The organism is Mesorhizobium sp. RCAM 06353 (genome assembly GCF_059683585.1).
Genome location: NZ_CM185031.1, coordinates 5,323,992 through 5,337,047 on the forward strand (window position 1 = coordinate 5,323,992; position 13,056 = coordinate 5,337,047).

Annotated in this window: 13 protein-coding genes; 8 read left to right on the top strand and 5 right to left on the bottom strand. The window is 62.2% G+C overall.

Annotated features, from left to right (window positions below; translation table 11 throughout):
• Positions 1 to 87 precede the first annotated feature (87 nt).
• Positions 88 to 555 carry a peroxiredoxin gene (locus AC56QX_RS25860; RefSeq protein ID WP_172229501.1) on the top strand — a complete coding sequence of 156 codons (468 nt, stop codon included), beginning with the start codon at positions 88 to 90 and terminating at the stop codon, positions 553 to 555.
• Between the two features lie 28 nt (positions 556 to 583).
• On the opposite strand, the gene AC56QX_RS25865 is transcribed toward AC56QX_RS25860, so the two are convergent.
• Both AC56QX_RS25865 and AC56QX_RS25870 read right to left on the bottom strand, forming a co-directional pair.
• Positions 584 to 1,726 carry a GNAT family N-acetyltransferase gene (locus AC56QX_RS25865; RefSeq protein ID WP_497111321.1) on the bottom strand — a complete coding sequence of 381 codons (1,143 nt, stop codon included), beginning with the start codon at positions 1,724 to 1,726 and terminating at the stop codon, positions 584 to 586.
• A complete protein-coding gene (locus tag AC56QX_RS25870; RefSeq protein ID WP_497117894.1) occupies positions 1,723 to 2,718 on the bottom strand; it encodes a sterol desaturase family protein in 996 nt (331 codons plus the stop codon). The genes AC56QX_RS25865 and AC56QX_RS25870 overlap by 4 nt, the downstream gene beginning before the upstream one ends.
• A 315-nt stretch (positions 2,719 to 3,033) precedes the next feature.
• On the opposite strand from AC56QX_RS25870, the gene AC56QX_RS25875 reads away from it, so the two are divergent.
• Complete coding sequence (locus tag AC56QX_RS25875) at positions 3,034 to 4,338, top strand: M23 family metallopeptidase (protein WP_497111322.1); 1,305 nt, start codon at positions 3,034 to 3,036, stop codon at positions 4,336 to 4,338.
• A gap of 33 nt (positions 4,339 to 4,371) precedes the next feature.
• Here AC56QX_RS25875 and AC56QX_RS25880 read toward each other — a convergent pair whose 3' ends face one another.
• Complete coding sequence (locus AC56QX_RS25880; protein WP_497111323.1) at positions 4,372 to 4,995, bottom strand: class I SAM-dependent methyltransferase; 624 nt, start codon at positions 4,993 to 4,995, stop codon at positions 4,372 to 4,374.
• Between the two features lie 208 nt (positions 4,996 to 5,203).
• On the opposite strand from AC56QX_RS25880, the gene AC56QX_RS25885 reads away from it, so the two are divergent.
• From AC56QX_RS25885 to AC56QX_RS25910, 6 genes are all read left to right on the top strand, one after another.
• Entirely contained in the window at positions 5,204 to 6,688 is a 1,485-nt protein-coding gene (locus AC56QX_RS25885; RefSeq protein ID WP_497111324.1) for an FAD-binding oxidoreductase, read from the top strand.
• Positions 6,685 to 7,425, top strand: coding sequence for a FadR/GntR family transcriptional regulator (locus AC56QX_RS25890; protein WP_497111325.1), 741 nt, complete (start codon positions 6,685 to 6,687; stop codon positions 7,423 to 7,425). Before AC56QX_RS25885 ends, AC56QX_RS25890 begins: the two co-directional genes overlap by 4 nt.
• 2 nt (positions 7,426 to 7,427) lie before the next feature.
• The gene (locus AC56QX_RS25895; protein WP_497111326.1) at positions 7,428 to 7,865 is read left to right on the top strand and encodes a VOC family protein; all 438 of its coding nucleotides are present in this window, start codon (positions 7,428 to 7,430) and stop codon (positions 7,863 to 7,865) included.
• Between the two features lie 84 nt (positions 7,866 to 7,949).
• Complete coding sequence (locus tag AC56QX_RS25900; protein WP_497117896.1) at positions 7,950 to 8,978, top strand: ABC transporter substrate-binding protein; 1,029 nt, start codon at positions 7,950 to 7,952, stop codon at positions 8,976 to 8,978.
• The gene (locus AC56QX_RS25905) at positions 8,978 to 9,751 is read left to right on the top strand and encodes an ABC transporter ATP-binding protein (protein WP_497111327.1); all 774 of its coding nucleotides are present in this window, start codon (positions 8,978 to 8,980) and stop codon (positions 9,749 to 9,751) included. The genes AC56QX_RS25900 and AC56QX_RS25905 overlap by 1 nt, the downstream gene beginning before the upstream one ends.
• The gene (locus tag AC56QX_RS25910; protein ID WP_497111328.1) at positions 9,748 to 10,503 is read left to right on the top strand and encodes an ABC transporter permease; all 756 of its coding nucleotides are present in this window, start codon (positions 9,748 to 9,750) and stop codon (positions 10,501 to 10,503) included. The genes AC56QX_RS25905 and AC56QX_RS25910 overlap by 4 nt, the downstream gene beginning before the upstream one ends.
• Positions 10,504 to 10,560: 57 nt before the next feature.
• On the opposite strand, the gene AC56QX_RS25915 is transcribed toward AC56QX_RS25910, so the two are convergent.
• Positions 10,561 to 11,799, bottom strand: coding sequence for a M20 metallopeptidase family protein (locus AC56QX_RS25915; protein ID WP_497111330.1), 1,239 nt, complete (start codon positions 11,797 to 11,799; stop codon positions 10,561 to 10,563).
• Complete coding sequence (locus AC56QX_RS25920; RefSeq protein ID WP_497111331.1) at positions 11,786 to 12,964, bottom strand: M24 family metallopeptidase; 1,179 nt, start codon at positions 12,962 to 12,964, stop codon at positions 11,786 to 11,788. Before AC56QX_RS25920 ends, AC56QX_RS25915 begins: the two co-directional genes overlap by 14 nt.
• Positions 12,965 to 13,056: the final 92 nt, after the last annotated feature.

Here is a 13,056-nt window from a genome sequence, read left to right on the forward strand (position 1 = left end):
CCGTTGTACAAATTCGCTCGTGGACGAATCCCCGGTCGACACTATATCGGTGTGGCTTCGCGCGTAACCTCAAACAAGGGCATCGATATGGCTGACCTCGACGTGGGCGACCTTGCGCCGCAATTCGACCTGCCGCGGGATGGCGGCGGGTCTCTAAGTCTTTCGTCCTCGTCCGGCAAACCCGTCGTCCTCTATTTCTATCCGCAGGACGACACGACGAGCTGTACGCAAGAGGCAATCAGCTTTTCACAGCTGAAACCCGAATTCGAGAAGGCCGGCGCCGTCGTGATCGGTCTGTCACCCGACAACGTCAAGAAGCACGACAAGTTCAAATCGAAATACAGCCTCACCATCGACCTCGCCGCCGACGAGGAGCGCAAGGTGATCGAGGCCTACCATCTGTGGGTCGAAAAATCGATGTATGGCCGCAAATACATGGGCGTCGAGCGGGCGACTTTCCTGATCGGCCGTGACGGGCGGATCGCCAGGATCTGGCGCAAGGTCCGGGTCAAGGGCCACGCGGAAGAGGTGCTGGAGGCCGTTCGCGCGCTTTGAGCGTCGCGACGGCCCACACGAGCCGTCCTTACTCGTCGGGTGTCTCTGGCTTCGGCTGCCGCTGCGCTCGCCAGGATTTCGCAACATGGCTCACACGATCGGCTAGCGCGGCGAGATGACCGCGCAGGCCACGCGCGCCGATCTTCGACGACAGCGTGACGGATTGGGTGGCGAAGCGCCGCTTGAAATCCTCGCCGCCGCAGAGAAAATCAACTTTGGCAAGGCCACGGTCGAGCGACCACTGGATATAATCCATCATCAGCACCATGCCCGGCGAGGCGCGCTCGTGTTCGGGATCATAGGTGGTAATGAAAGCCATCATCGTGCCGTGCTGCTCGAAATTGATCGAGACGGCGACGATCGTGTCGTCAAGTTCCAGCACGAAGATACGCAACAGCCCGAGCTCGGCCAGCACCGAAATAAGCGCTGTGAGAACAGGCGAGTCCTTGTCGAACAGGTCCGAAACGCGGCCATGCCTGACGAGCCAGAGGCGCTTTAGCGCCGCGACCCGTGCGAGCACCGGCTCGCGCGGTTCGTCCGCATCCAGCAGGCGGAAGCGCAACGTACCGCCTTCTTCCATGAGCTTGCGGCCGCGACGGTAGTTCTGCCGGGCTTTCTTGGACAGCGTCTCGAACCATTCCGCCCCACTGCGCCAGGGGCCTGCGACACGGTAGCTGATTTCACTGCGGTGGTTGGGCCGAAGCGCCGTGCCATGGCGCGGGGCCGGGTCCAGAAGAGCATGAACACCGGCATCCGGCAGCAGACGGTTGAGATAGATGAGGTCGAAGCCGCCCTGATCAAAAATGTGCTGCCAGAGGCGGGAGATCGCCTGTGGATCGCTGTCGGGTGCAACCAGCGCATCGCCATAGTCGCTGTGATCCTTCGCCGCCCATTCGAGTATGCGGATGCCGGAGCGCTTGAAGGTAGCGAGCGCTATCACGCCATCGAGCCGGTCGCCGCTCCAGGCAAGCCCGATCCTGAGCGTGCGCCGCTCCTGATGCGGAGTGGTGCGCCACCAGGCCGCGATCCAGTCGGGGTGCTGGAAGACAAGCCCGCCGGCCCGCTGCCAGAGCGCGCTCCAGGCCGGTGCGATCTCGGCAAGGCGCGCCGCCGATGTCACGACTTCGAAGGTGCGTGTGCGCGGGATGGCGAGCACGAAGGGAGCGTTCATGGCAGTGTCCCTTCCGATGATCGCGAAGTCCGTGGCTTTCCAGGCCTGATGCGCCTGGCAATATGCCCCCACATCCGCTTCAGCGGCATGACATAGAGGCCGGCCAGCGACTGGTAGTCGCGCACGTCGCGGTCGACCAGCCCGAACTTGAAGTCCTCGTCGGGCTTCGGCACACACAATGTTCCGAAGAGCCGGTCCCAGAATGAGAACAGCAGCCCGAAATTCTTGTCGTAGTGGCGTGGATCGGTGCTGTGATGCAGCTGATGCCAATGAGGACACAGGATCAAATTGTTGAGCGGGCCGAACGAGATCTTGAAATGCGTGTGCCTGACGAAATCCATCATCAGGATGTTGCGCATGACATAGACGTTGACGCCAAAGACGGTCAGTTCGACAAGGTTCAGCGAAATCAGCGACCAGATGCCGAAGCAGACGCCGACGACGAAGCCGTCCCAGGCTCGATTCATCAGCTCGTCGAGCGGGTGGACCCGGTCCTTAGTGATCCCGACCATCACCTCGGCCGAGTGATGCACCTTATGCAGTTCCCAGAGCACCGGATAGCGATGCTGGGCCACGTGATAGAGATAATAGGAAATGTCGTAGGCGAGCAGCATGGTGACGGTGAAGGCCAGCACCGTCACCGGCCCGGCCGGTCCCTCGATCAGAGGCGGCTGGAACTGGAACAGTGTCGAAAACAGCCAGTTGGTGCCGTAGCCCACCGCCGAGACGAAGACAATTCCAGCGGGCAGCATCAGGAAGGGCATCAGCGCCTTCTTCGTCACCCAGAACATCAGGTCGGCCTTCGCCGAGGGATGGGTGATGACCTCATGCGGGATAACGAACTCGAAGAACTCCTTCCAGCTCTTCTCCTCGACCGTGCGCCAATAGGCCACGAGCGCGCTGACAAGGGCCGTCAGCAGCAAGAGCCCGGTCGCCAGCAGACTGGTGCCCGACAACTTGTCGAGCATCTTGCCAACCAGATCGCTCAGCATCCCTTGGATTGCCATCTTCAATAGAACCCCAAACCCCATCACGCTTTTAATCGAAAACAGTCAAGTAAATGCAATCGAAGACAGTTAAGGAACTCTGGACCTTGATCCGCGAGCGACAAGCCGTTCTGCTGGCGGCAAATTGTTGCTCATTGCCAATGGCTTAGCGGCATGAAGGCCGCTCCCTTGGCGGTTTTCATGCAACCCTTTGCCCGCGCCGCGTGCATTCCGCGCCGCGCAATCGGCCCAGAAAGCCTTTGTTAACCCTAATAATGTGTAATCAGGCAGTCGTGGTGTCGTAAACGAAAGCTTGGTCCCGTGAACGCAACCGGTCAGTCCGCAGTCTTCGGCAGGCGCAAGGAACCCCACACGGTCATCATCGCTCGCGGCAACGAGATCAGGCACTTTACGATCCGGCCCTGGCTCGCGGCATTCATCGGTTCAGCACTCGCCGCCATTGCCATCGGTTACCTCATGGCCACGTCCTATCTCGTTTTGCGCGACGACCTGATCGGCGCCACCACCGCGCGCCAGGCGCGCATGCAGCAGGCCTACGAAGACCGCATTTCAGCACTTCGCGCCCAGGTCGACCGCATCACCAGCCGCCAGTTGCTCGACCAGCAATTGATGGAAACCAAGGTCAGCGAACTGCTTGAACGCCAGACACAGCTCAGCCAGCGGCACGGCCGTCTCGGCCCGCTGCTCGAACGCGCCGAGAATGACGTCGGAACGGTGCCCCTTGAGGATCCGGCAGCGGCTGCCAAACCTGACAAGCACGCCGAGGTGACCGGCAGCATCAGCCAGCCGGCGCAGAACTACGCAGTGGCCAGCCTGAGCGCCGACCTCGGCGCCGCCGACACCAGGCCGTTCTCCTTGTGGTCGACCCGCACCGATCCGCTGCCCAGCGCTTCCGCCGCCGATCGTGCCGACAGGCTGTTCGTCTCGATCAACCAGTCGCTGAAATCCATCGAGAACGAACAGCTCACCCGCATCAGCACGCTCGCGGACAATGCCTATAAGAGCGCCGACGCGATCACCCAGGCGCTCCAGGCGGCGGGCCTGCCGGTCGACAGCGATTTCGGCAAGAACGAGAGCGATGTCGGCGGACCGCTGATCCCGCTCGACAGTTCGATGATGTTCGACAGCAAGGTCAAGGAACTGGACGAGGCGCTGGATACACTCGACCATCTCAAGAAGGAAGCCCGTCAGCTGCCGCTAGCCAACCCTGCCCCCGGCCACTCCGTCACCAGCCCGTTCGGCGTGCGCACCGATCCCATCCTCGGCACCGCCGCACTCCATTCGGGCATGGACTTCAGGGCGCCCATCGGCATGGACGCAAAAGTCACGGCGCCCGGCATCGTCACCAAGGCTGGCTGGAATGGCGGCTATGGCCGTATGGTGGAGGTCGATCACGGCAACGGCTTTGCGACCCGTTACGGGCATCTCAGCGAAATCGACGTGACCGTAGGCGAGAAGCTGGACGCCGGCGCCGTCATCGGCAAGACCGGCAGCAGCGGCCGCTCGACCGGCCCGCATCTGCATTATGAAGTGCGCCACAATGGCGAAGCTATCGATCCCTTGCGGTTCCTCACCGTCGGCAAGAAGGTCGCCCAGTATCTCTGAGGCGCGCGAGTCCTGAAAGTTAAACCCTTATCATCAGTTGATGACAAGCGCGGCCCGCTGTTCTTCGAAGGCCGCCCAAGTGTATTGCTCTGGCTTCAACACCTCGTTCAGCGCCTTGCACTCTCCAAATCGCCATCCTGGGTAACAGAGCAGTTCGTCAAACAGGACGACGCTGCCACTGACGAGCCTGTCCTTGCAGAGTGTGAGAATGGCTTTGCAGGGCGTGTAGGTGTCCGTGTCAATATGAATGAAGGCAATTGGACCTTGGTGCTGCTCAAGAAACGCTGGAAGCGTATCTTCAATCCAGCCCTTTGTCAGGCTCACATTTTGCCGAACCGTCGGCACAATGCCGTTTCTGTTGAACTGCTGGCCCTTGGCTTGGAAGTCAGTTCCAGCCCAGTTTTCCTGAAGACCTAGAAAAGCATCGAATCCAAAGATCGGCCGCGTGTCGCCGCCTGATGAAAGTCTGTCGGCAAAATGGTTGATGCTTGTCCCGTCAAAGACGCCAAATTCCAGTAGAAAACCGGACTTCGCGGCCTTCTCAATCGCATAAGTTCGTATTTGCTGCTGGTCGTTGAAAAGTAACGCATTTTCTATGTGCGGCGTCACAAACTCAGCACCCTCGATAACGCAGCGCTCATGCAATATCTGTGTCATACGCCGTTCTGGAAACATAACAGCTGACGGCTGGCGCTTTCGCTTGAGACCGTGACGCTCCAAAAACTTGTAAGTTTTGACACTATTACCTCCCCTCCAATGCACTCTTCTGAGTGAGAAGGGGTAGAAAATCAACCAGCTATGCTCGCACTGCTACTCTGTCCACGGCAGATCGACCTGTTCGAGTTGACAGGATCTAAGTTGTAGGATGATATGTATAACCATACGCCACAACACCAGCGCCAATCCGATAATGACCATTCACGGCATTTCGCCTGACTTCCTTGCCGCCCTGGAGCATCTCCTGGGGCAAGGCGGTGTGGCCGCCGATGCGGCCAACATGGCGAAATACCTCGTGGACTGGTCCGGCGATCATCATGGCGGCGCCCTTGCCGTGCTGAAACCGGCATCTGTCGCCGAGGTCCAGGCCGCGGTTCGGCTGTGCGGCACGCTTGGGCTGGCGATAATCCCGCAAGGCGGTAACACCGGGCTTGTCGCGGGCGCGATCGACATCGGCACGGCACGCGGTGCGGTGGTCATCAGCCTGGAGCGGCTGAACAGGATCCGCTCTGTCGACGCCGACAATTTCATGCTGCAGGCCGATGCCGGCTGCATCCTGCAGCACATCAAGGATGCGGCAGAGGACCAGGACTGCCTGTTTCCGCTGGCACTCGGCGCTCAAGGCAGCTGCCAGATCGGCGGCAACGCTTCCAGCAATGCAGGCGGCGTCAATGTGCTGCGCTACGGCATGGCTCGCGACCTCATCGTCGGGCTGGAAGTGGTGCTGCCGGACGGCGAATTGTGGAGCGGCTTTTCCGGCCTGCGCAAGGACAATCGCGGCTACGATCTGAAGCAGCTTTTCATCGGCGCCGAGGGAACGTTGGGCATCATTACCGGTGTCGAAATGAAGCTCTTTCCGCGACCCGGCAGGATCGAGACGGCGTATCTGGGGCTACCTTCATTCGAAGCGGCGATAGCTCTGTTCAGACTAGCCCGACGCGGATGCTCCGACCTGATATCCGCCTTCGAGATCATCGGCGCGGAATGCATGGAGCGGGCACGCCTCATCGACCCGAACATGGTCGCGCCGGTCTCGGCCCCTGTCCATGTGCTGCTCGAATTGTCGTCGGGTGCCGCCATCGATTTGCGCGCCCTGCTGGTGGATTTCCTTGCCCGCACAATGGAAGAAGAACTCGTCACTGACGCCGTCCTGGCAGAAAGCGGCGCACAGGCCAGGGCGTTCTGGGCCATTCGCGAGGGGCTGGTCGAGGGTCAGGCCAAGCGCGGCTACCACGTGCGCACCGACCTGTCGGTGCGCATCTCCGACATCCCCACGCTCATCGTCCAGGCCCGCGATTTTGTCACGCTGGAGCATCCGGGCTGGATTTCGCAAGCCTACGGTCATGCAGGCGACGGCAATATCCATTTCAACGTGCTGCCGCCACTCGACCTTGCCGAGTCCGACGCCCGCGCCAGGGGCGCCGCAATCACCACCGGGTTGTACGACATCGTCAACGCACTTGGTGGCTCGATCAGCGCCGAACACGGCATCGGGCGCACCCGTCAGAGTGTCTATTGGGCTGGAATGCCCCCCGTCCAGCGCCGGCTCGTCAGCACGCTGAAAGACGCTCTCGATCCGAACGGGCTTATGAACCCGGGCTGCCTCTTTCCCGCGACGGAGACTTTTTTATGAAACAACGACTGGCCGCCATCGGCACTGTCGAGGCGCTGCCGCATCGGGTGGCGGCGTTCCTCAGCCGCGAGATCGAGTCCGGCGATCTCAACCCGGGCGCCCTGTTGCCGACGGAACAACAGCTCTCCGAAAAATTCGGCGTCAGCCGCAACGTGGTGCGCGAGGCGATCGCGCAATTGCGTGCCGACGGCATGGTGGAGGCACGGCAAGGCATCGGCTCCTTCGTGCTGGCGCCGGAGCAGCGCGCGGCGATCCGCATCGACCGCGAGACGCTGAAGGAGGGGCAGAACATGGAGCGGCTGTTCGAGCTGCGCTGCATCCTCGAGGCCGAGTCGGCAGCACTCGCTGCCGAGCGGCGCGACCAGGAGCATCTCGACGCCATCAAAGCAGCGCTCGACCGCATGAGCGGCGAGGAGCGCTGGGAGGACGGCAGCATCGATGCCGACCTTTTGTTTCATCGCGAAATCGCCCGGGCCACCGGCAACAGCTACATCCACACCTTCATCTCCTTCGTCTGCGAACAGATCCGGCGCTCGATCTATTACGCCCGGCAGACCAACCCCTTGCACGACCTGGTCGAAGTCAATGTCGGTGAGCATGTGCGCATCTATGAGGCGCTGGTCGCTGGTGACCCGGCGGCTGCCGAGGCTGCAATGCGCGCGCACATCATCGGCGCGGCCGACCGTGTCGGCGTCAAACTGCCATTGCGCACCCGGCGTACCGACGGAGGCCAATAGTCATGTCGCTGGGGACCGCATATCGAATTTCAGATGTCTGCCTTCTCGTCGAAAACATCGAGCGGACCGTGGAGTTCTATGTCGACAAGCTCGGCTTTCGCCTGCGTCGCCGCGCCGAGGGTTTCGCCGACTTCCATGGCGAGGGCGTGACACTGGCCGCCTGGGAGATTGACCATATCGGCCAGCATACTGGCGTTTCGAAACTGAAGTCGCCACGCCATGCCCACAAGGTCTGCGTCGCCGTCCAGCTCAATACGCCCCAGGAGATCGACCGGCTGCATGCCGAGCTGACGGCGAAAGGTGTGCCGTTCTATGGCCCGCCCGAAAACTATGTCTGGAACGCGCGCTGCGCCTATTTCACCGACCCGGACGACACGCTTTGGGAACTCTACGCCTGGCTCGACGGCGGCCCCGGCGACTACCACGACGAACAGCCGTAAACGACACCGCGCCAAGGGAACGGCGCGCGATGAAGAGACGAGACAGTCTTGCAACAGGAGCGAAAAATGAATGGGAATTACGACATGAATCGCCGCAGCTTCATGAGGTCCGGCCTGGCGGCTGTTGCCGTGGCATCGGGCGGAATGCAGCTGGTGCTGACGCCGGGCGCGAAGGCCGCCGGCAAGGTCATCATCCAATATGACTGGCTGATGTCCAACGGCCAGATCGGCGATATCGCCGCCGTCGCCAATGGCTACTTCAAGGATGCCGGGCTCGACGTCGAATTCAGCCCGGGTGGGCCCAACGCCTCGACCGTGCCGCCGGTGATATCGGGCGCGGCACAGCTTGGCCAATTCTCCGAGACGCCACAGCTGTTTGCCGCGCGCGCCAGCGGCGTGCCGGTGAAGATCATCGCCTGCGGCTTCCGCACCGGCCCCTATGCGCTGACCTCCAAGGCCTCGAATCCGATCAAGGGCGTGGCCGACCTCAAGCGCAAGAAGATCGGCATCCAGCCGACGGCACGTTTCGTCATGGACGAGATCCTGGCCAAGAACGGCATGAGCGCGTCCGACCTCACCGTCATCAATGTCGGCTTCGACAAGGGGCCGCTGGTGCGCGGCGATGTCGACGCCATTGGTGGCTGGATCACCAACACGCAGGCGCTCAGCGTCGTCGGCGACGACCGCGTCGACCTTCTGGTGCGCGACCTCGGCCTGAATTCCTATGCCGACGTCTATTTCGCCACCGACGCGGCGATCGAAAAGGACCCGGACACGCTGGCCAAGTTCATCGGCGCGGTCGCCAAGGGCTGGGGCTGGGTGCACGCCAACCCGCAGGAAGCGGTGAAGAAGATGGTCGCCGCCTATCCCGAAATGGACCTTGGCTGGGAAGAGAAGACCGTCGACCTCGTGCTGAAACTCTCCTTCGACGGCGCGACGGCCAAGGACGGCTGGGGCACGTTCGATCCTGCCTCGATCGAAGATCAGCTGGCGCTGCTCGACAAGGTCGGCCAGTACCCCAACGGCCGGCCCAAGGCGGCCGACGTCTACACCACCAAGATCCTCGAACTTTCGGCTGCCGAGCGGCCGAAGCTCGATGCGCCCGCCGCCTGATGGCGAACGCGATCGAAGCCAGCAGGCTGGATGTCGGCTATGACGGCCGCCAAGCGGCCGTCAAGGTGCTTTCCGGCCTCGACCTCAGCGTCGAGGCCGGCTCCTTCCTGTCGATCCTCGGACCGTCCGGCTGCGGCAAGTCGACCTTGCTGCGCGTGGTCGCTGACCTTCTCGACCCGCTCGGCGGCACGATCAGCGTGCTCGGCGACACGCCGCATGCGGTGCGTTCGCGCCGCGATGTCGGCTTCGTCTTCCAGGATTCGACCCTGCTGCCCTGGCGCACGGTGCGCGACAATGTCCGCCTGCCGCTTGGCGTCGGACAAGGCAGCCTGACCCGCAAGATCGAAGACCGCAGCGACGAATTGCTGGAACTGATGGGCCTTGCCGGCTTTGGCGAACGCCTGCCGCATCAACTCTCTGGCGGCCAGCGCCAGCGTGTGGCCATCGCCCGCGCCTTGCTCGGCCAGCCGAAGCTGCTGCTCATGGATGAACCGTTCGGGGCGCTCGACGAGATCACCCGCGACCGGCTCAACGACGAGCTTCTCAACCTGTGGCGGCGCACCGGCACGACGATCCTGTTCGTCACCCATTCGATTGCCGAAGCCGCCTATCTCGGTGAAAGGGTCATCGTTCTCGCCGCCAATCCAGGGCGGCTGATCAAGGATTTAGACCTACGGCCGCTCAAACAGGACGGCAACCGCTGCACGCGCGAAGACCCGGCGATCGTCGCCGCCATGGCGGAACTGCGGACCGCGCTGGAGCAGGCATCATGAGGCAGGTGCCGCTCTCGCCGCAAATGGCAATAGCCCTGCCCGTTCTTGGCGCCGCGTCACTGCTTCTCGCCTGGCAATATCTGCTGCCCCTGCTTGGCGTGCCGGCCTATATCGTGCCGACGCCAACGGCCATATCGGGCGTCTTCCAGAAGAATTTCGCGCTGCTCATGGACAATTTGAGGCCAACGCTGATCGAGGCGCTGGCGGGCTTCGTCATCGGCAATCTGGCCGCCGTGCTGCTGGCGGTCCTGTTCGTGCACAACCGCATCCTGCAGGCGACCTATTTTCCGATCGTGCTGTTCTTCAACACCATTCCGATCCTGGCGCTATCGCCGATCATCATCCTGATCTTCGGGCTTGGCATGACACCGAAAATCGTCATCGCCGCGGTGATCTGCTTCTTCCCGACGCTGGTGAACATGATCCGCGGCCTGGATTCGGCTAGCGACAATGAGCACGAATTGTTCCGGGTGCTGTCGGCGACACGTTCGGAGATTTTCTGGAGCCTGCGCCTGCCCCGCGCGCTGCCGATGCTGTTCTCCTCGCTCCGGATTGCCTCGGCGACGGCGGTGATCGGCGCTATCGTCGGCGAATGGATCGGCTCGGACAAGGGCCTCGGCGCACTGATCATCCAGGCGAGTTTCAATTACCAGTCCGACCGGCTTTACGCGGCGATCGTGCTGTCATCCTGCCTGTCGATCGTGCTGTTCTGTGCCGTGGTGCTGGTCGAACGCCGGGTCATCAAATACTGAACAGGCCTGTTTCCGGCTCGTGCATGGCTGGCACGAGCCGACCCTGGACCGCTTGGGTCAGTCAGCATTTTCCGGTTGCGTCGACAGAAATCTGGTCGCCGCCGCAACCAGCGTGGCCGCGCCAATCTTCAAGGCTGCCTCATCGACACGGAACCTGGGATGGTGAAGCGGAAAACCGGATCCGACCGCCTCGTTGCGGATTCCGAGCCGGAAATAGACCGACGGACGCTTCTCGCTGTAGTAGCCAAAATCGTCGGCAATGGTCCATCCGGGCGTGTTGAGAACATTGTCGGCGCCGATACACGCCTTGCCGCTGGCGGCGATCAGTTCGGCCATCTCGCCATCGTTGACGACACCCGGTTCGCCTTTGTGGATGACGAGATCCACACGGGCGCCGTGACTCGCCGCCATGCCCTCCAGGATTTCGCGAACGCGCCGCCAGGCCCGCTCGCGGGTTGCGTCGCTGCCGCTGCGAATAGTGCCTTTCAAGGCGACCTTGCCGGCGATCACATTGTAGGCGCTGCCGCCATTGATGCCGGTGACTGAAATGACCAGGGGATCGTAGGGGTCGATCTCGCGCGCGACGATCTTCTGCAATTCCCCGACCATGGAGCAGGCCACGGCAATCGCATCGACGCCCTCATAGGGTTTTGCCGCATGCGCCGCCTCGCCGGTGACGATTGCATCGAACGTGTCGCACGCCAGGGTATAGGGACCTGAACGGACCGCGATCTTGCCGGACGGCGTATAGGGGTCGACGTGAAGGCAGATGGCGGCGTCGATATCGTCGAGCAGCCCCTCTTCCACCACCCGCCTGCCGCCCGAGGGCGAATCCTCCTCGGCCGGCTGGAAGATCAGGCGGACGGTTCCGCCAAAATCAGCCCTTGATCGATGGAGGTGCGCGGCAACCGCGAAACCCATCGAGGCGTGGGCGTCGTGGCCGCAGGCATGCATCACGCCGGGATTGGTCGATGCGTAGTCGACACCGGACTCCTCTTCGATGGGCAAGGCATCGATGTCGGCGCGAATGGCAATCTTCCGGTTCGACGGCTTGCCGGTGCCGACAATGTCGACCGCAAGACCAAAGCCCGCGACATCGCGAATGTCGCCGATTCCCTGCCCGGCCAGCATCTGCCTAAGATAATTCTGCGTGTTCGCTTCGCTGTTCGACAGTTCCGGATTGCGGTGCAGATGGCGGCGGATCTCGATCATCTGGTCGAGAATGCCGGCGTCGATATCGACCGCGCCGAGACTGGCAACACCGCCTGCCATGGCCGAACCCTCAGGATTTGACATGGATCTCTCGCGGGAACTTCGTCAGCGTCTCATGGCCGGTTTCGGTGACCAGGATGGTCTCGCTGATCTCGATGCCCCAGCCGTCCATCCACATGCCGAGGATGGAATGAACGACGTTGCCGGGCTGAAGCACCGTCTTATCACCCGGCCTGAGGCTGATCGTGTGTTCGCCCCAATCCGGCGGATAGGCGACGCCGATGGAATAGCCGATGCGCGACTCCTTCTTCAGCCCGTAACGCTGGATGACCTTGCGCCATGCAGCTTCAACGGCTTCGGCAGCCGTTCCCGGCCTGACCGCGTCGAGCACCGCGTCCATGCCCTCGATCACCGCCTTTGCCGTGTCCGCGACACGCGCCGGCGTCTTGCCGAGTTGCATCGTTCTCGCCAATCCAGCGGCATAGCGGCGGCAGACGCCGGCGAGTTCCAGCGCAATCGTCTCATTGTCTCCGAACCGCCTGTCGCTCCACATGATATGCGGGGCCGAGGCATTCTCACCGCCGAGGATTGTCGGCGGAAGAGCGGTTATGTCGCCCGCAAAATCCGGGCTGCCGGCGATCTGCGCCGCCTGGATCGAGGCAATCGCATCGCATTCGCGCAGACCGGGCGCGATCACCTCGAAGGCTCGTGCGACGGCGGCTTCGGCCAGGGTCGACGCCTTGCGCAGATAGGCGATCTCGGGCGCCGATTTGACCGCACGGATCCAGTTCACCAGCAGATCGGCATCGTGCCATTTCGCATTGGGAAGTCCGGCGACCAGCCGGGCATGCGCTTTCGGCGAGAAATAATAGGCTTCGAGCTCGATGCCGACGTGGCGGTTTCCCCATCCCTTGGCGACGATCCAGTTGGCGATCCAGTCCATGGGGTGACGATCGGCACGCTGAACATGATCCTCCGGAAAGCCAACCACGTTTTCGGGCTTCATCCAGGCCGTCAGGAGGCCACCGGCCGCATCCATGGCGCGCCCGATCCAGACCGGCTCGACCTCCTCCAGGGGTACCAGCACCACCTGCGGCGTGTAGAACGACCAGCCATCATAGCCGGTGATGTAGTGCTGGTTGGCAACGTCGTTGACGACAAGGAGTTCGAGGCCGCGCTTCGCCATCTCGGCGCGGATCTTGGCAAGCCGCTGCTGGTATTCGTCGCGGGCAAACGGCAGTTCGATCATCTCTACTCCATGCTCTGTTCAACGGTTGCGATGCTTGCTCACCATTGAAGCGGTTTCGCCATGGCGCAATCGGCCAAAGGCGGGACGTGAAC